Below are 17,022 nucleotides of genomic sequence, written 5' to 3'. Positions count from 1 at the left end.
CCGAATTACGATACGGTGGGTAGCGTTATGAAAGCAGAGATACCACCGGTTGACAAGGGCGCCGGACGTCCCCGGGACCCTCGCATCGATGCTGCCATCCTCGCGGCGACATCGGATCTTCTTGTGCAGATCGGATATTCGAATCTGACCATGGCCGCGGTGGCCGAGCGGGCCGGCACCACGAAGACCGCGCTGTACCGCCGCTGGTCCAGCAAAGCGGAGCTGGTGCACGAGGCGGCGTTTCCCACCGCCCCCACCGCGCTGGGCCTGCCCGAGGGCGATATCGCCACCGATGTGCGGGAGATGATCGCGGCCGCCGGTGCGGTGTTCACCAGCCCGGTGGTGCGGGCGGCGCTGCCCGGGGTGATCGCCGACATGGCCGCCGACCCCGACCTCAACGACCGGGTGATGGGCCGGTTCACCGGGTTGTTCGAGGTGGTGCGGCTACGGCTGGAGCGCGCCGTGGAGCGCGGCGAGGTGAAGCCGGAGGTCGACCCGGATCGGCTCATCGAACTGGTCGGTGGCGCCACCCTGCTGCGGATGCTGCTGACCCCCGGACAGGACCTGCACGAGCAGTGGGTCGACCAGACCACCGCGATCCTGGTGCACGGCGTGGTGCGCTGAGTCGCTTTCCGCCGAAGCTGCGTTCCAGAAGGGAACGTGCGAGTGGAGGCCTGCCGGAATACAGTTTCGGCGACTAGGTGATCTGGCTCTTGTTGCGCTCGGACACCGCGCGGAACCGGTCACCGAGGTCCCCGAACTCGCGGTGCTGGGCGAAGGCGATACGCGCCTCGGCCGCCAGCGCCGGGTCGATGACCGCCGCCGCGCCCTCGGTGTAGATCTCCTTGAGCCCCAACATCGTCGGGCCCGGCACCTCGGCAATGGCCGCGGCCAGTTCCAGGGCGCGCTCCAGTAACCGATCGTGCGCGACGACCTCGGTGACCAGGCCGATCCGTTCGGCGCGGGCCGCGTCGATGACCTCACCGGTCATCGACATCCGGCGGGCCATCGCCAGGCCGACCACCTGAGGCAGGCGCGCGGTCATCCCGCCGCCGGGCAGGATGTTCACCCGGGCGTGGGTGTCGGCGAACACCGCGCGTTCGGAGGCGACCAGGAAGTCGCAGCCCAGCGCGATCTCCAGCCCGCCGGTGAAGGTGGCGCCGTTGATGGCGCCGATGATCGGGGTGCGCATCTCCCGGACCGCGGTGATGCAGCTTTGGGAGCGGAACTCCTCGAAGTACTTCAGCCCGTCGCGGGCCGCTTCCTTGAGGTCGACGCCGGCGCAGAACGCCGGATCGGTGCCGGTGAGCACGACCGCGAGCACCGCCTCGTCGGCGTCGGCCGCCTTCAACGCCGCGTACAGCGCCCGGATCAGATCGTGGCTCAGCGCGTTGCGGGCTTGCGGACGGTTCAGGGTCAGTACCCGCACGGCACCATGGTCGGCGGTAAGAACATCGCTCATCGTCCGAACCTAACCCACGAACTTTTGCGCCTGGTTCACCAGATCCAGCAGCGGTTGTGGCAGCGCGCCGAGCGCGAACGTGACGGCGGCGGTGACGGTGACCGCACCCGTGGTGAGCAGGCTGGGCACCACGACAACGGGGGCATCCTCGGGCGGGTCGGTGAAGAACATCAGCACGATCACCCGCACATAGAAATACGCGGCCACCGCGCTGGCGATGACGCCGATGACCACCAGCGGTCCCGCTCCGCCCTCGGCGGCCGCCTTGAACACCGCGAACTTGCTGACGAAGCCACTGGTCAGCGGGATACCGGCGAAGGCCAGCAGGTACAGCGAAAACACCACGCCCACCACCGGATAGCGCCGGCCCAGGCCGGCCCACCGGGTCAGCGTGGTTTCCTCCTCGCCGTCGGCGCTGCGCACCAGACCGGCCAGCGCGAAGGCACCCAGGGTGCTGAAGCCGTAGGCGAACAGGTAGAACAGCGTCGCCGCGACCCCGGCGCCGTTCAGCGCGATGACGCCGGTGAGGATGAACCCGGTGTGTGCCACCGCCGAATAGGCCAGCATCCGTTTGACATCGCTCTGGGACACCGCGGTGATGGTGCCGACCACCATGGTGACGATCGCGATCACCCACAGCATCGGCTGCCAGTCATCGGCGAGTCCGGGCAGCGCGACATAGAAGATGCGCAGCATGGCGCCGAACGCGGCGATCTTGGTGGCGGCCGCCATGAACGCGGTGACCGGGGTGGGGGCGCCCTGATAGACGTCGGGGATCCAGGAATGGAACGGCACCGCACCGACTTTGAACAGGATGCCGACGGCGACGAGCCCCACCCCGACCAGCGCCAGGGTGGTGTTGTCCCGGTCGGCCTGCACGGCGGTGGCGATGTCATCGAGACCGAAGCCGCCGGAATACCCGTACAGCATCGCTATTCCGTACAGGAAGAACGCCGAGGAGAACGCACCGAGCAGGAAGTACTTGAGTGCGGCTTCCTGCGACACCAGCCGGCGCCGTCGGGCCAGACCGCACATCAGGTACAGCGGCAGCGAGAGCACCTCCAGGGCGACGAACATGGTCAGCAGATCGTCGGCGGCCGGGAACAGCATCATGCCGCCGAGAGCGAACATCGTCAGCGGGAAGATTTCGGTCTGCGCGACAACGGCTTTGACGGCCACCTTCTCGGCCAGACTGCCCGGCACCGCGGCGGCCTGCGGGGTGAACGCGTCCAGCCCGGCCTCACCGCCGGCGCCGATCCGCCGCTCGGCGATCAGCAACACACCGAGGAGCCCGATCAGCAGCAGCAGCCCCTGCAGGAACAAGGCGGGCCGGTCGACGACGAGGGAGCCCACCGCCGCGGTATTGCCTGGCGAGTCGCCGAGTTCGGTGTGCACCCAGACGACGGCGCCCAGCGCGGCCAGCTGACCGCCCAGGGCCAGTGCCAGTTGGGTGGCGTAGCGGGCGCGGCGCGGCAGGAACGCCTCCACGAGCACGCCGAGGACGGCGACGCCCAGCACGATGAGAAACGGTGAGAGCTGGCCGTATTCGATGGACGGTGCCTCGATGGTCATTTCGCCGGTCCTTCCGCCGTGGCGGGTACCGGGTCCTGGACGTCGATGGTGGTCAGCGTGTGCGTGACGGCCGGATTGATGACATCGAGCGCCGGTTTGGGATACACCCCGAGCACCAGCAGCAGGGCGATCAGCGGGGCCACCACGATCAGTTCCCGCGGTATCAGGTCCCGGACCGATTCGTTGCCGGCGGTGACCGGTCCGGTCATCATCCGCTGATAGGCCCACAGGATGTAGATCGCCGACAGCACGAGTGCGCTGGCCGCGACCACCGCGAGCACCGGGAACCGGGTGAACGTACCGATCAGGACCAGGAATTCGCTGATGAACGGCGCCAGCCCGGGCAGCGACAGGGTGGCCAGGCCGGCGACCAGGAAGGTGCCCGCCAGCACCGGGGCGACCCGCTGCACGCCGCCGAAGTCGGCGATGAGCCGGGTACCTCTGCGCGACACCAGGAATCCGGCGATCAGGAACAGCGCGGCGGTGGAGATGCCGTGGTTCACCATGTACAGCGTCGAGCCGGCCTGGCCCTGGCTGGTCATCGCGAAGATGCCCAGGATGATGAAACCGAAATGCGATATCGAGGTGTAGGCGATCAGCCGCATCACATCGGTCTGGCCGATCGCGACGACCGCGCCGTAGACGATCCCGATGACGGCCAGCGTGATGATCAGCGGCTGGAAGTATTTCGCGGCGTCGGGAAACAGTTGCAGGCAGTAGCGCAGCATCCCGAAGGTGCCGACCTTGTCGACGACGGCCATCATCAACACCGCGGTCGCCGGGGTGGATTCGACCGCGGCATCGGGCAGCCAGCGGTGGAACGGCCACAGCGGCGCCTTCACCGCGAACGCGAACATGAAACCGAGGAACAGCGCGTTCAGCAGCGCCGGGTCGATGTTCAGTTCGCCGTTGGCGACGGCCGCGGCGATGGCCCGGAAGTCGAAGGTGCCCGAATCGAAGGCGTCGCTGCTCGCGGTCACCACGTAGAGGCCGATGACGGCGGCCAGCATGATGAGCCCGCCGAACAGGTTGTACAGCAGGAACTTCACCGCCGCCTTGGACCGTCCGGCGCCACCGAACCCGCCGATGAGGAAGTACATCGGGATGAGCATCGCCTCGAAGAACACGTAGAACAGCAGCACGTCGAGCGCCATCAGTGAGATCAGCACCATGGCCTCGACGGCCAGCGTCAGCGCCAGGTAGCTCTGTGTGGACCGGTTGCCGAAGCTGCTGTCACCGAACCGGTTTCCCGTCGCTGCGCTCGCCTCGGCGTCGTTCCAGCCGGCCACGATCAGCAGCGGCACCAGCACCGCCGTCAGCACCACCAACGCCAGCGCGATTCCGTCCAGGCCCAGGATGTAACCGGTGCCGAAGGTCGGGATCCACGGATAGTCCTCGACGAACTGGAACTGCGCCCCGGCCGGATCGAACTGGACGGCCAGCACGGCGGCCAGCACGAGAACCAGCAGCGAGACCCCCAGCGCCGCATATTTGGCGAGAGCTTTGGACGGCAGCAGGATCACCGCCACGGCACCGACCATCGGCACCACCCACAGCGCGGTCAGCACGCCGATCCCGTTCACCAGACCCTCACCACCAGAATCGCGCCGATGACCAGGACGGTGCCGGCCAGCATGGACAACGCATAGGACCGGGCGAACCCGTTCTGCCACTGCCGCATCCGCTGCGAGGCACCCGCCACACCGGAGGCCAGTCCCCGCGTCACGCCCTCGACCGCGTCATCGTCGAGTTCGACCAACCCCGCGGTGAACTGCGCGCCGGGACGCATCAACACCCGTTCGTTGAAGGCGTCGCCGTAGAGGTCGCGGCGGGCGGCCGAGGTTAGCGCGGACCCGGCCGGCGCGATCTCGGGGACGGGCCGGGTGGCGTACATGCGGTAGGCGACGCCGATGCCGATCGCGACCACCGACAGGGTGATGGTGGTCATCACCCAGACCGGGACGACGTGGTGGGCCTCGTGGGCGCCGACCACCGGTTCCAGCCAGTGCGCCAGCGTGCCACCGACGGCCAGCAGCGCGCCGGCCCCGACAGATCCGACGGCCAGCACCACCATCGGGGCGGTCATGACCGCGGGGGATTCGTGTGGGTGCGTGTTCGGTTTCCAACGGCGCTCACCAAAGAACGTCAAGAGCATCACCCGCGTCATGTAGAACGCGGTGATCCCCGCACCGAGCAGGGTCGCACCGCCCAACAGCAGACCCTTGACTCCGCCTGCGGCGAAGGCGGTTTCGATGATCGCGTCCTTGGAGAAGAAGCCGGAGAACGGCGGCACCCCGATGATCGCGAGATAGCCGAGGCCGAAGGTCACGAAGGTGATCGGCATGACCGACCGCAGCCCGCCGTAGCGGCGCATGTCGGTTTCGTCGTTCATCCCGTGCATCACCGAGCCGGCGCCCAGGAACAGCCCGGCCTTGAAGAAGCCGTGGGTGAGCAGGTGCATGATCGCGATGGCGTACCCGGCGGGTCCCAGCCCGGCGGCGAGCACCATGTAGCCGATCTGGCTCATCGTCGACGCGGCGAGGGCCTTCTTGATGTCGTCCTTGGCGCAGCCGATGACCGCACCGAACAGCAGGGTGACGGCGCCGACGACGGCGACTGCGGTCTGCGCTTCGGGCGCCAGGTTGAACAGCGGCCCGGACCGCACGATGAGGTACACGCCGGCGGTGACCATGGTGGCCGCGTGGATCAGCGCGGAGACCGGCGTCGGGCCCTCCATGGCGTCGCCCAGCCAGGACTGCAGCGGCACCTGCGCGGACTTACCGCATGCGGCCAGTAGCAACAGCAACCCGATGGCGTTCAGTGTCCCGCCGGACAGCTCCGGGGCGGCCGCGAATACGCCGGTATACGAGACGGTTCCGGTGGCGGCGAACATCACCATCAGGGCGACCGCCAACCCGATATCGCCGACCCGGTTGACCACGAACGCCTTCTTGGCCGCGGTGGCCGCGCTCGGTTTGTGCGACCAGAACCCGATGAGCAGATAGGACGCCAGGCCGACGCCCTCCCAGCCCATGTACAGGCCCAGGTAATTGTCGGCCAGCACGAGCAGCAGCATGGCCGCCAGGAACAGGTTCAGGTAGGCGAAGAATCGTCGGCGCTCGGCGTCGTGGGCCATGTAGCCGATCGAGTACAGGTGGATCAGCGATCCGACGCCGGTGATCAGCAGCACGAAGCAGATGGACAGCTGGTCGACCTGTAACCCGAAGTCGACCCGCAACTCACCGGCAGGCACCCAGGAGAACAGCGTCTGGTGCAGCGTCCGGTCCTCGGCGGGGCGGCCCAGCAGCTGGGTGAACAGCACCACCGCGACCACGAAGGACGCTGCGGCGGCGGCCAGCCCGAGCAGGTGCCCCCACGCATCGGTGGCCCGGCCGCCGAGCAGTAGCAGCGCCGCCCCGGCCAGTGGCAGGGCGATCAGTAACCAACTGAGGTTGCCCACTAATGCCTCAGCAGACTGGCGCCGTCCACCGACGCCGACCGGCGCGCCCGGAAGATCGCCATGATGATGGCCAGCCCGACCACCACCTCACAGGCGGCCACCACCATGGTGAAGAAGGCGACCACCTGGCCGTCGAGGTGACCGTGCATGCGGGAGAACGTCACGAACGCCAGGTTCGCGGCGTTGAGCATCAGCTCGACGCACATGAACATGATGATGGCGTTGCGGCGCAGCAGCACTCCGGCCGCCCCGATGGTGAACAGCAGGGCCGACAGGAACAGGTAGTTCGCCGGGTTCATTCGTCATCCTCGGTTCTCACGCGGCCGCGGGGCACCAGCACCGAGCTGACCGAGGTGCGTGCGCCGGTCCCGTCGGGCAGCCGTGCAGGCACGTCGACCGCGTTGTGCCGGGCGTACACACCGGGATTGGGCATCGGGGTCGGATGCCCGCCGGGGGCGAAACGTTCGGCGGCCATCTCGCGCTGGGTCTTGCGGCGGTCGAAGCGCTCCCGGTGGGCCAGCACCATCGCGCCCAGCGTCGCGGTGATCAGCAGCGCGCTGGTCAACTCGAACGCCCACACGTAACGGGTGAAGATCAGCACCGCCAGGCCCTCGACGTTGCCGCCTCCGTTGGCCTGGTCGAGGCCGGCGAATCCGGTGACCGAGGCATTGCCGATCGCGCCGATCAGCAGAACCCCGAACCCGACACCCACCACGATCGCCGAGATCCGTTGACCGCGGATCGTTTCCACCAGTGACTCCGAGGAGTCGACGCCGATGAGCATCAGCACGAACAGGAACAGCATCATCACCGCACCGGTGTAGACGACGACCTGCACCACACCCAGGAACACCGCGTCCTGGGCGATGTAGAGCACCGCCAGGTTGATCATCGTGATGGCCAGGAAGATCGCCGAGTAGACCGCCTTGGTCGCCGTGACCACGCCGAGGGCGCTGCCCACGATCACCGCGCCCAGGATCCAGAACAGCAGCGCCTCGGTGGTCGAGGTGCGGGTCAGTACCTCGCCGTCGATCGCGGCCGCCAGCACGTCCAGGGTCATCAGGCCGTCTCCGGCTGCTGGATCAGTCCGATGGCGTTGATGTTGCCGCGGTAGTAGTCCTCATCGGTGCTGCCCGGCGCCATCGCGTGCGGGGGCGGGGTCATGTCGGCGGCCAGTGGGGCGAGCAACTTGTCCTTGCCGTAGATGAGGTCCGCCCGGTTGTCATCGGCCATCTCGTAGTCGTTGGTCATGGTGAGCGCCCGGGTCGGGCAGGCCTCGATGCACAGCCCGCAGCCGATGCAGCGCAGATAGTTGATCTGGTACACCTGCCCGTAGCGCTCGCCCGGTGAGAACCGTTGCTGCTCGGTGTTGTCCGCACCTTCGACGAAGATGGCGTCCGCGGGGCAGGCCCAGGCGCACAGCTCGCAGCCGATGCACTTCTCCAGCCCGTCGGCATACCGGTTGAGCTGATGTCTGCCGTGGTAGCGCGCCGCGACGGGGCCGGGCTCCTCGGGGTACTGCTCGGTGATCGGCTTCTTGAACATTGCCTTGAACGTGACGCCGAACCCCGCCAGCGCATCACCGGTTTTGGACATCTTGATGCTCCTTCGGTTCCTCGCGCAGCGGACGCGGAATATTCGGTATCGGCGGGATCGGGTAGACGCTGACCGCGCCCGGATCCGTGGGCAGGCTGAAGGTCGGGATGGCGTTGCGTCGCAACGAACGGCGGATCATCAGGATCAGCACCACCGCGACCACGGCGCCGAGACTGATCACCATGGCCACCCAGATCGGCGAGCCCTGCCCGCGCAGCGTCCGGGTGATGGCGACGACGACGATCCAGCCGAGCGACACCGGGATGAGCAGCTTCCAGCCCAGCGCCATGAACTGGTCGTAGCGCAGCCGGGGCAGGGTGGCGCGCAGCCACATGAACAGGAAGAGGAAGGCCCACACCTTCCCGACGAACCACAGCAGCGGCCACCATCCCGAGTTGGCGCCGTCGATCATGTTGAACGGGAACGGGGCCTGCCAGCCGCCGAGGAACATCGTGGTGGCCAGGGCCGACACCGTCGTCATGTTGACGTACTCGGCGAGCATGAACATCGCGAACTTCAGCGAGGAGTATTCGGTGTGGAATCCGCCGACGAGTTCGCCCTCGGCCTCCGGCAGGTCGAACGGTGCCCGGTTGGTTTCGCCGACCATGGAGGTCACGTACACCAGGAACGAGGGCAGCAGCAGGAACACGAACCAGGTGCTGTGCTGGGCGGCGACGATGCCGGAGGTGGACATGGTGCCGGCGTAGAGGAACACGGCGACGAAGGACAGCGCCATCGCGATCTCGTAGGAGACCACCTGGGCGCTGGAGCGCAGACCGCCCAGCAGTGGGTAGGTCGATCCGGATGCCCACCCCGCCAACACGATTCCGTACACCCCGACCGAGGTGACCGCCAGCACGTAGAGCACGGCGACCGGCAGGTCGGTGAGTTGCAGTGCGGTGGTGTGGCCGAAGACCGACACCAGCCCGCCCATCGGGATGACGGCGAACGCCATGATCGCCGGGATGACGGCGATCACCGGCGCCATCAGATAGATCGGTTTGTCGACACCGGTCGGGATGAGGCCCTCTTTGAGCGCGAGTTTGACGCCGTCGGCCAGGCTCTGCAACAACCCGAACGGGCCGACCCGGTTGGGGCCGAACCGCATCTGCATGCGGCCCAGGATCTTTCGTTCGGCGAGGATGGCCACCAGCACGGTGAGCAGCAGGAACACGAAGATCAGCAGACACTTGACGAGCATCAGCCACCACGGGTCGTGGCCGAATGAGCTGAGATCCGGCATGTTCATGGGCGATCCCGCTTCGCTTCTCGCCTGCGTCATACCGGCTCGATCCGGACCGTGTCGCCGCTCGTTGCGCCCAGGATCCGGTACACCGACCCGGCGGAATTCAGCGGCACCCACACCACCCGGTCGGGCATCTCGGTCACCGCCACCGGCAGGCTCAGCTCACCGCGGTCGGTGCTGACGCGCACCGCAGCACCGTCGGCGCAACCGATCTCGGAGACCGTCGCCTCGGACAGCCGGACCACCGCGGGACGCGCGGTGCCGGCCAGGTGCGGTTCCCCGTCCTGCAGTCGTCCGTCGTCGAGCAGCATCCGCCAGCCGGTCAGCACGGCCTCACCGGGCCCGGCTTGCGGCGGCTCGGCCGCCGGCACGGTCGGCACGGTCGGCGCGGCGGGGCGCGGGCCCTGCCAGCTGCCGAGCCGTTCGATATCGGCGCGCACGGTGGCCGCGTCGGTCAGCCGCAGATCCACCCCGACCTCATCGGCCAGGGCGGCCAGCACCCGCATATCGGCGGTGGCGACCGGCGGCAGCGCGGCGCCGAACGGACGATGGCGGCCCTCCCAGTTCACAAAGGTGCCCGCCTTCTCGGCGACCGGCGCGACCGGGAACACCACGTCGGCGCGCTCGGTGACGGCGCTGTGCCGTAACTCCAGGCTGACGACGAACGGTGCTGCCTCCAGCGCGGCAACGGCCGCTTCGGGGTCGGGCAGATCGTCGACCTCGACGCCACCGACGAGCAGTGCCTGGATATCGCCGGCGGCGGCCGCGGCCAGGATCGCGCCGGCGTCGCGGCCGGGCCGGGCGGGCAGTTCTTCCACGTTCCAGGCGCGCGCCACCTCACCGCGGGCAGCGGCATCCTCGACGGGGCGGCCGCCGGGCAGCAGATGCGGTGCGGCACCGGCTTCCAACGCGCCGCGCTCACCGGCCCGGCGCGGTATCCAGCCCAGTCTGGCTCCCGTCGCCGCGGCCAGCCGGATCGCCGCGGAGAAGGCACCGGGGGAGCCGGCCAGGCGTTCACCGACGAGGATGAGCGCGTCGGGCGGCAGGTCGTCCTTCAGGCCGTCCAGCGCGGCGGCCTCACCGCCCGGCGCGGCCGGAATGTGCCGGCCGCCCATCTTGTCCAGCCCCCGGGTCGCGAACGGACCCACCGACAGCACCGGCAGACCGCGTTTGCGGAAGGCCTTGCGCAGCCGCAGGAAAACGATCGGTGATTCCTCTTCGGGTTCGAAACCGGCCAGCAGCACGGCGGGCGCGGACTCGATGTCGGCGTAGCTGACCGAGTGCGGCAATCCGGCGACGGCGTGTGCCAGGAACTGGGCCTCCTCCGCCGAATGGGCCCTGCTGCGGAAGTCGATGTCGTTGGTGTGCAGCATGATCCGCGCGAACTTGGCGTAACCGTAGGCGTCCTCCATGGTGGCGCGGCCGCCGACCAGGACACCGGCCCGTCCGGCCGCGGCGGTCAGGCCGCGTACCGCGATCGCCACCGCCTCCGACCAGGACGCCGGTCGCTGGCTGCCATCGGGGTCGCGGACCAGGGGAGTCGTGATGCGGTCACCTCGGCGGCCATAGGTGAAGGCCCAGCGGCCCTTGTCGCAGTTCCATTCCTCGTTGACCTCGGGGTCGTCTCCGGCCAGTCGCCGCAACACCTTTCCGCGGCGGTGGTCGGTGCGTTGCGCGCAGCCCGACGCGCAGTGTTCGCACACACTCGGTGAGGACACCAGGTCGAAGGGCCGCGCCCGGAAGCGGTAGGCGGTCCCGGTGAGGGCACCGACCGGGCAGATCTGCACGGTGTTGCCGGAGAAGTAGGAGTCGAACGCCTCCCCGGAGGCGATGCCGACCTGTTGCAGCGCGCCACGTTCCAGCAGTTCGATGAACGGGTCGCCGGCGATCTGGTTGGAGAACCGGGTGCACCGCGCGCACAGCACGCAGCGTTCGCGGTCGAGCAGCACCTGGGCGGACAGGTTGATCGGCTTGGGGAAGGTGCGCTTGACGTCGGTGAAGCGGGAGTCGCTGCGGCCGTTGGACATCGCCTGGTTCTGCAGCGGGCATTCGCCGCCCTTGTCGCAGACCGGGCAGTCCAGGGGATGGTTGATCAACAGAAGTTCCATCACACCGTGCTGGGCCTTGTCGGCGATCTCGGAGGTCAGCTGGGTGCGCACCACCATGTCCGGGGTGACCGCGGCGGTGCACGACGCCAGCGGCTTGCGTTGCCCCTCGACCTCGACGAGGCACTGTCGGCAGGCGCCGACCGGGTCGAGCAGCGGGTGGTCGCAGAACCGGGGGATCTGGATGCCCATCAGTTCGGCCGCGCGGATCAGCAGGGTGCCTTTCGGCACGCTGACCTGGTGCCCGTCGATGGACAACTCCACCATCTCGACGGGGGTGGTCTCCTTGGCCGGATCGGCGATCGTCATGCGCGTACCCCCGTTTCTCGCGCGAGCAGTCCCCCGCAAGCGGGAGGTGCCCCCAACAAATGGCCCCGAACTAGGCCCGATTTGGTGCCTTTTGTGTCTGCTCGCCGGAACATAGTGACCCTCATGCGCCCGCTCCTTCCACGGCGAACAGCGTCGACGCGTACGGGTCGAACGGACACCCGCCACCCAGGTGGGCCAGGTATTCGTCGCGGAAGTACTTGATGGACGAGATGATCGGGCTGGCCGCCCCGTCCCCGAGCGCGCAGAACGACTTGCCGAGAATGGCATCGGAGATGTCGAGCAGCTTGTCGATGTCCTCGGGCGTGCCGGCCCCATCTTCGAGGCGCTCATAGATCTGGGCCAGCCAGTAGGTGCCCTCCCGGCACGGGGTGCATTTGCCGCAGGACTCGTGGGCGTAGAACTGCGTCCACCGCCGCACCGCGCGCACCACGCAGGTGGTCTCGTCGAAGATCTGCAGCGCCTTGGTGCCCAGCATCGACCCCACGCCGGCCACCCCCTCGTAATCCAGTGGCACATCCAGGTGTTCAGGGGTCAGCAGCGGCGTCGACGACCCACCCGGGGTCCAGAACTTCAGCTGGTGGCCGGCCCGCACACCGCCGGCGTAGTCGAGCAGTTCGCGCAGCGTGATGCCCAGCGGCGCCTCATACTGGCCGGGGCGGGTGACGTGACCCGACAGCGAGTACAGCGTGAAGCCGGGCGATTTGTCCGAGCCCATGGACTTGAACCAGTCCACACCGCGCGCGACGACAGCGGGCACGCTGGCAATGGATTCGACGTTGTTCACCACGGTGGGGCAGGCGTAGAGGCCGGCGACGGCGGGGAACGGTGGCCGCAACCGGGGCTGGCCGCGGCGGCCCTCCAGGGAGTCGAGCAGTGCGGTTTCCTCGCCGCAGATGTAGGCGCCTGCGCCGGCGTGTACGACGAGGTCGACACCGGATCCCAGATAGCCCGCATCGTAGGCTTCGGCGACCGCGGCCTGCAGGCGCCGCAGCACCGGCACCACCTCGCCGCGCACGTAGATGAACGCATACCGGGCCCGGATCGCGTAGGCCGCGATGATCGCGCCCTCGATGAGCACATGCGGTGACGCCATCATCAGCGGGATGTCCTTGCACGTACCGGGTTCCGACTCGTCGGCATTGATCACCAGGTAGTGCGGTTTGGCGCCGGCGCCCTCGGTGCCCTGCGGGATGAACGACCACTTCTGTCCGGTCGGGAAACCCGCCCCGCCCCGGCCGCGTAGTCCGGACTCCTTGACCAGGGCGATGACGTCGTCGGGCGCCATGTCGAGCGCCTTCGTCAGCGCCCGGTAACCCCCCTGGCGGCGGTAGGCGTCCAGTGTCCAGGACGACGGCTGATCCCAGTGCTTGCTCAAAACGGGTGCGAGCGTCACGGTCGGTCCCCGTTCTTCGGCGGCAGGTCGGCCGACGGCGCGGGAGCCGGTTCGTTGCGCGCCGTTTCCTCGGCGATCCGCTCGTCATCGGGACCGCTTGCCGTGGAGCCGTTTACTCCGGTCGCGGGAGCGGCCATGCCCCGCTCGTGGGCGACCGCCAGGCCCGCGAGCGTGGCATCGCCGGGTTGCGCGTCATTCGCGCCGGGTCGTTGATCGGGAAAGCCGGCGAGGATGCGGGCCGTCTGCTTGAAGGTGCACATCGGCGCGCCGCGCGTCGGCGTGACCGGTGCGCCGGACCGGAGATCATCGACGAGATCGCGCGCCGACGACGGGGTCTGGTTGTCGAAGAACTCCCAGTTGACCATCACCACCGGGGCGTAATCGCACGCGGCGTTGCATTCGATGTGTTCCAGCGTGACCGAACCGTCCGCGGTGCTCTGCCCGGCGTGGATGCCGAGGTGATCCTGCAGCACCTCCAGGATGGCGTCGCCGCCCATGACCGCGCACAACGTGTTGGTGCAGACCCCGACGAGGTAGTCACCGGTGGGGGTGCGTCGGTACATCGAGTAGAACGTGGCGACGGCGGTGACCTCGGCGGGGGTGAGGCCGAGTTGTGCAGCGCAGAAACCGATTCCGGCCGGCGTCAGGTAGCCGTCCTGGGCCTGCACCAGGTGCAGCAGCGGCAGCAGTGCCGACCGGGCGACCGGATAGCGCGCGATGATCCGGCGGGCGTCGTCGGAGAGACGTTCGGTCACCTCGTCCGAATAGCGTTGCGGCCCCGCGCTGATCGGGGGCCCGGATTCGTCCGGGCGTTGCCCCAGCTGCAGTTCGACCAGAGTCACCTGTCCACCCCTCCCATCACCGGATCGATCGATGCCACCGCGGAGATCGCGTCGGCGACCATGCCGCCCTCACACATGGCGGCCACCGCCTGCAGATTGGTGAATGACGGATCGCGATAGTGCACGCGGTACGGGCGGGTGCCGCCGTCGCTGACCATGTGCACGCCGAGTTCGCCGCGCGGTGACTCGACGGCGACGTATACCTGCCCGGCCGGCACCCGGATGCCCTCGGTGACCAGCTTGAAGTGATGGATGAGGGCCTCCATCGAGGATCCCATGATCTTCGCGATGTGCTCGGGGGAGTTGCCCAGACCGTCCGGGCCGATCTTGAGATCGGCCGGCCAGGCCAGCTTCTTGTCGGTCAGCATCACCGGACCGGGCTTCAACCGGGCGACGCACTGTTCGACGATCTTCAGCGACTCCTTCATCTCGTCGACGCGAATCAGATAGCGCCCGTAAGCATCACAGCCGTCGTCGGTGCACACCTCGAAGTCGTAGGTCTCATACCCGCAGTACGGTTGGGCGCGGCGCAGGTCGTGCGGCAGCCCCGTGGAACGCAGTACCGGTCCGGTGATGCCCAGCGCCATGCACCCGGTCAGATCCAGGTACCCGATGCCCTGGGTGCGGGCCTTCCAGATGTAGTTCTCCCGCAGCAGCTTTTCCAGGTCGCGCAGACCCTCCGGCAGCGTCTGGAGCAGTTCGCGCAACTGGGGCAGGGCCTCGTCGGGCAGATCTGCCGCCAGCCCGCCGGGCCGGATGAAGGCGTGGTTCATCCGCAGACCGGTGATGGTCTCGAACATGCTGAGGATGGCCTCGCGCTCGCGGAACCCGAAGAACATGGCCGACATTGCGCCCAGTTCCATACCGCCGGTGGCCAGTGCGACCAGGTGGCTGGAGATCCGGTTGAGCTCCATCAGCATCACCCGGATGATGCCGGCGCGTTCGGGGATGTCGTCGGTGACGCCGAGCAGCTTTTCCACGCCGAGGCAGTAGGCGGTCTCGTTGAAGAACGGGGACAGGTAGTCCATCCGGGTCACGAAGGTAACGCCCTGAGTCCAGTTGCGGTACTCGAGATTCTTCTCGATCCCGGTGTGCAGATAGCCGATTCCGCACCGGGCCTCGGTGATGGTCTCGCCTTCGATCTCCAGGATCAGCCGCAGCACGCCGTGCGTGGACGGGTGCTGCGGGCCCATGTTGACGACGATGCGTTCACCGGCGTGTTCGCGCGCGGCGGCCACCACCGCATCCCAGTCCTGACCGCCGACCATGACGACGGGTGGTTCGCTTGCGGGTGGGGTGGTGGAAGGCGTGCTACGGCCTGACATCAGTTGTATGACCTCCGCTCGTCGGGCGGCGGTATCTGCGCCCCGTGGTACTCCACGGGGATGCCGCCCAACGGGTAGTCCTTGCGTTGCGGATGCCCCACCCAGTCGTCGGGCATCTCGATGCGGGTCAGCGACGGGTGCCCGTCGAAGATGATCCCGAAGAAGTCGTAGGTCTCGCGCTCGTGCCAGTCGGTGGTCGGATACACCGGGAACAGCGACGGGATGTGCGGATCGGTATCGGGGGCGGCGACCTCCACCCGAAGCCTACGGTTGTGCGTGATCGACATGAGCGGGTACACCGCGTGCAACTCGCGGTCCTGCTCCTGCGGATAGTGCACACCCGAAACACCCAGACAGAGCTCGAATCTCAGCGCGGGATCGTCGCGCAGCGACTGGGCCACCAGCGGCAGGTGCTCACGGCGGACCTCGAGGGTGAGTTCGTCGCGGAACACCACCACACGTTCGACAGCGGCGCTGAACCGGTCGGTTCCCAGCCCGGCGATCAGCGCATCCACCACCTCGTCGAAGTAGCCGCCGTAGGGCCGCGGTGAACTGCCCGGCAGCGAGACCTCGCGGACGAGCCGGCCGTAACCCGAGGTGTCCCCGCTGCCGGTGACACCGAACATGCCGCGGCGGGTGCCGATGACTTCTCGATCCGTCATGCGATCCCCTCGCAGGCTCGGGTCTCGCATGGTGTCTGTCGATTCGCTCCGCAAGCGTCGCTCATGAACGCAACAATCCGGTCAGTTCGAGGGTGGTCGGCGACGCCAGCGCGGCCTGTTCGGCGGCGGCCACCGCCTCGGCGCGGTTGACGCCGAGCGGCATTTCGGCAATCTTGGCGTGCAGCTTGAGGATTGCGTTCAGCAGCATCTCGGGTCGCGGCGGGCAACCGGGCAGATAGATGTCCACCGGTACCACGTGGTCGACACCCTGCACCACCGCGTAGTTGTTGAACATGCCGCCCGAGGATGCGCAGACCCCCATGGCCAGTACCCATTTCGGTTCCGCCATCTGGTCATAGACCTGGCGCAGCACCGGAGCCATCTTCTGGCTGACCCGGCCGGCGACGATCATCAGGTCGGCCTGCCGCGGGGTGGCGGAGAACCGTTCCATGCCGAACCGGGAGATGTCGAAGCGCGGACCCGCCGTCGCCATCATCTCGATGGCGCAGCACGCCAGCCCGAAGGTGGCGGGCCACAGCGAGCCCTTCCGGACATAGCCCGCGACCTTCTCCACGGTGGACAGCAGAATGCCGCCGGGCAGTTGTTCCTCTAGTCCCATGACAGGCCTCCTCGGCGCCAGACGTAGGTGTAGGCCACGAAGACGGTCAGCATGAACAGCAGCATCTCGACCACCGCGAACAGGCCCAGCGAGTCGAAGGACACCGCCCACGGGTAGAGGAACACGATCTCGATATCGAAGATGATGAACAGCATTGCGGTCAGGTAGTACTTGACCGGGAAGCGCTGGCCGGTGGCGAGCTTGGCGTCCTCGGCGGGCAGCAGCGGTTCGATCCCGCATTCGTAGGCTTCGAGTTTCGCCCGGTTGTAGCGGCGCGGTCCGATGAAGGTGGCAATGCCCACCGAGCCGATCGCGAACACGGCAGCGATCGCCCCGAGCACCAGGATGGGTGTGTAGACGTTCATGCCTGTGTCAACCTTTGTGCCGCTCTCTCGTTGGACTGTCGATGT

The 17,022-nt window shown here is 67.9% G+C and carries 16 protein-coding genes; 1 reads left to right on the top strand and 15 read right to left on the bottom strand.

Going from position 1 to position 17,022, the window contains the following annotated elements; translation table 11 throughout:
* Positions 1-27 precede the first annotated feature (27 nt).
* On the top strand, positions 28-624 hold the full coding sequence (locus ASE48_RS13470) for a TetR/AcrR family transcriptional regulator (protein ID WP_057167600.1): 597 nt from the start codon (positions 28-30) through the stop codon (positions 622-624).
* Between the two features lie 73 nt (positions 625-697).
* Here ASE48_RS13470 and ASE48_RS13465 read toward each other — a convergent pair whose 3' ends face one another.
* The 15 genes from ASE48_RS13465 to ASE48_RS13395 all read right to left on the bottom strand — a co-directional run bounded on the left by ASE48_RS13465 (position 698) and on the right by ASE48_RS13395 (position 16,977).
* Positions 698-1,462 carry an enoyl-CoA hydratase gene (locus ASE48_RS13465; RefSeq protein ID WP_057167599.1) on the bottom strand — a complete coding sequence of 255 codons (765 nt, stop codon included), beginning with the start codon at positions 1,460-1,462 and terminating at the stop codon, positions 698-700.
* Positions 1,463-1,471: 9 nt separating this feature from the next.
* On the bottom strand, positions 1,472-3,034 hold the full coding sequence (nuoN, locus tag ASE48_RS13460) for an NADH-quinone oxidoreductase subunit NuoN (RefSeq protein WP_057167598.1): 1,563 nt from the start codon (positions 3,032-3,034) through the stop codon (positions 1,472-1,474).
* Positions 3,031-4,617 (bottom strand): NADH-quinone oxidoreductase subunit M, encoded by a 1,587-nt coding sequence (locus tag ASE48_RS13455; protein WP_082614157.1) that lies wholly within the window; start codon positions 4,615-4,617, stop codon positions 3,031-3,033. Before ASE48_RS13455 ends, nuoN begins: the two co-directional genes overlap by 4 nt.
* Positions 4,614-6,494 (bottom strand): NADH-quinone oxidoreductase subunit L, encoded by a 1,881-nt coding sequence (gene nuoL, locus ASE48_RS13450; RefSeq protein WP_057167597.1) that lies wholly within the window; start codon positions 6,492-6,494, stop codon positions 4,614-4,616. Before nuoL ends, ASE48_RS13455 begins: the two co-directional genes overlap by 4 nt.
* Complete coding sequence (gene nuoK / locus ASE48_RS13445; protein WP_057167596.1) at positions 6,494-6,793, bottom strand: NADH-quinone oxidoreductase subunit NuoK; 300 nt, start codon at positions 6,791-6,793, stop codon at positions 6,494-6,496. Before nuoK ends, nuoL begins: the two co-directional genes overlap by 1 nt.
* Positions 6,790-7,554 carry an NADH-quinone oxidoreductase subunit J gene (locus tag ASE48_RS13440; protein WP_057167595.1) on the bottom strand — a complete coding sequence of 255 codons (765 nt, stop codon included), beginning with the start codon at positions 7,552-7,554 and terminating at the stop codon, positions 6,790-6,792. The genes nuoK and ASE48_RS13440 overlap by 4 nt, the downstream gene beginning before the upstream one ends.
* Positions 7,554-8,090, bottom strand: coding sequence for an NADH-quinone oxidoreductase subunit NuoI (gene nuoI / locus ASE48_RS13435; protein ID WP_057167594.1), 537 nt, complete (start codon positions 8,088-8,090; stop codon positions 7,554-7,556). Before nuoI ends, ASE48_RS13440 begins: the two co-directional genes overlap by 1 nt.
* Complete coding sequence (gene nuoH / locus ASE48_RS13430; RefSeq protein WP_057167593.1) at positions 8,074-9,339, bottom strand: NADH-quinone oxidoreductase subunit NuoH; 1,266 nt, start codon at positions 9,337-9,339, stop codon at positions 8,074-8,076. Before nuoH ends, nuoI begins: the two co-directional genes overlap by 17 nt.
* Before the next feature lie 29 nt (positions 9,340-9,368).
* Positions 9,369-11,750 carry an NADH-quinone oxidoreductase subunit G gene (locus ASE48_RS13425; protein ID WP_057167592.1) on the bottom strand — a complete coding sequence of 794 codons (2,382 nt, stop codon included), beginning with the start codon at positions 11,748-11,750 and terminating at the stop codon, positions 9,369-9,371.
* 121 nt (positions 11,751-11,871) lie between these two features.
* Positions 11,872-13,164 (bottom strand): NADH-quinone oxidoreductase subunit NuoF, encoded by a 1,293-nt coding sequence (gene nuoF / locus ASE48_RS13420; protein ID WP_057167591.1) that lies wholly within the window; start codon positions 13,162-13,164, stop codon positions 11,872-11,874.
* Positions 13,161-14,006, bottom strand: a complete 846-nt coding sequence (gene nuoE / locus ASE48_RS13415; protein ID WP_057167590.1) for an NADH-quinone oxidoreductase subunit NuoE — start codon at positions 14,004-14,006, stop codon at positions 13,161-13,163. The genes nuoF and nuoE overlap by 4 nt, the downstream gene beginning before the upstream one ends.
* A complete protein-coding gene (gene nuoD / locus ASE48_RS13410) occupies positions 14,003-15,331 on the bottom strand; it encodes an NADH dehydrogenase (quinone) subunit D (RefSeq protein WP_057167589.1) in 1,329 nt (442 codons plus the stop codon). Before nuoD ends, nuoE begins: the two co-directional genes overlap by 4 nt.
* Positions 15,331-16,023, bottom strand: coding sequence for an NADH-quinone oxidoreductase subunit C (locus tag ASE48_RS13405; RefSeq protein WP_057167588.1), 693 nt, complete (start codon positions 16,021-16,023; stop codon positions 15,331-15,333). The genes nuoD and ASE48_RS13405 overlap by 1 nt, the downstream gene beginning before the upstream one ends.
* 31 nt (positions 16,024-16,054) lie before the next feature.
* On the bottom strand, positions 16,055-16,612 hold the full coding sequence (locus tag ASE48_RS13400) for a NuoB/complex I 20 kDa subunit family protein (protein WP_057167587.1): 558 nt from the start codon (positions 16,610-16,612) through the stop codon (positions 16,055-16,057).
* Entirely contained in the window at positions 16,603-16,977 is a 375-nt protein-coding gene (locus tag ASE48_RS13395; protein ID WP_057167586.1) for an NADH-quinone oxidoreductase subunit A, read from the bottom strand. The genes ASE48_RS13400 and ASE48_RS13395 overlap by 10 nt, the downstream gene beginning before the upstream one ends.
* Between the last annotated feature and the right edge of the window lie 45 nt (positions 16,978-17,022).

The organism is Mycobacterium sp. Root265 (genome assembly GCF_001428895.1).
Classification (GTDB): domain Bacteria; phylum Actinomycetota; class Actinomycetes; order Mycobacteriales; family Mycobacteriaceae; genus Mycobacterium.
The sequence above is the reverse complement of the archived record's forward strand: the minus strand, read 5'-3'. Positions and strand labels throughout refer to the sequence as shown.

Coding starts and splice junctions, on each gene's coding strand:
- ASE48_RS13470 (WP_057167600.1), top strand. CDS start 28: ATGAAAGCAGAGATACCACCGGTTGACAAGGGCGCCGGACGTCCCCGG.
- ASE48_RS13465 (WP_057167599.1), bottom strand. CDS start 1,462: ATGAGCGATGTTCTTACCGCCGACCATGGTGCCGTGCGGGTACTGACC.
- nuoN (WP_057167598.1), bottom strand. CDS start 3,034: ATGACCATCGAGGCACCGTCCATCGAATACGGCCAGCTCTCACCGTTT.
- nuoK (WP_057167596.1), bottom strand. CDS start 6,793: ATGAACCCGGCGAACTACCTGTTCCTGTCGGCCCTGCTGTTCACCATC.
- ASE48_RS13440 (WP_057167595.1), bottom strand. CDS start 7,554: ATGACCCTGGACGTGCTGGCGGCCGCGATCGACGGCGAGGTACTGACC.
- nuoI (WP_057167594.1), bottom strand. CDS start 8,090: ATGTCCAAAACCGGTGATGCGCTGGCGGGGTTCGGCGTCACGTTCAAG.
- nuoH (WP_057167593.1), bottom strand. CDS start 9,339: ATGAACATGCCGGATCTCAGCTCATTCGGCCACGACCCGTGGTGGCTG.
- ASE48_RS13425 (WP_057167592.1), bottom strand. CDS start 11,750: ATGACGATCGCCGATCCGGCCAAGGAGACCACCCCCGTCGAGATGGTG.
- nuoD (WP_057167589.1), bottom strand. CDS start 15,331: ATGTCAGGCCGTAGCACGCCTTCCACCACCCCACCCGCAAGCGAACCA.
- ASE48_RS13405 (WP_057167588.1), bottom strand. CDS start 16,023: ATGCGAGACCCGAGCCTGCGAGGGGATCGCATGACGGATCGAGAAGTC.
- ASE48_RS13400 (WP_057167587.1), bottom strand. CDS start 16,612: ATGGGACTAGAGGAACAACTGCCCGGCGGCATTCTGCTGTCCACCGTG.
- ASE48_RS13395 (WP_057167586.1), bottom strand. CDS start 16,977: ATGAACGTCTACACACCCATCCTGGTGCTCGGGGCGATCGCTGCCGTG.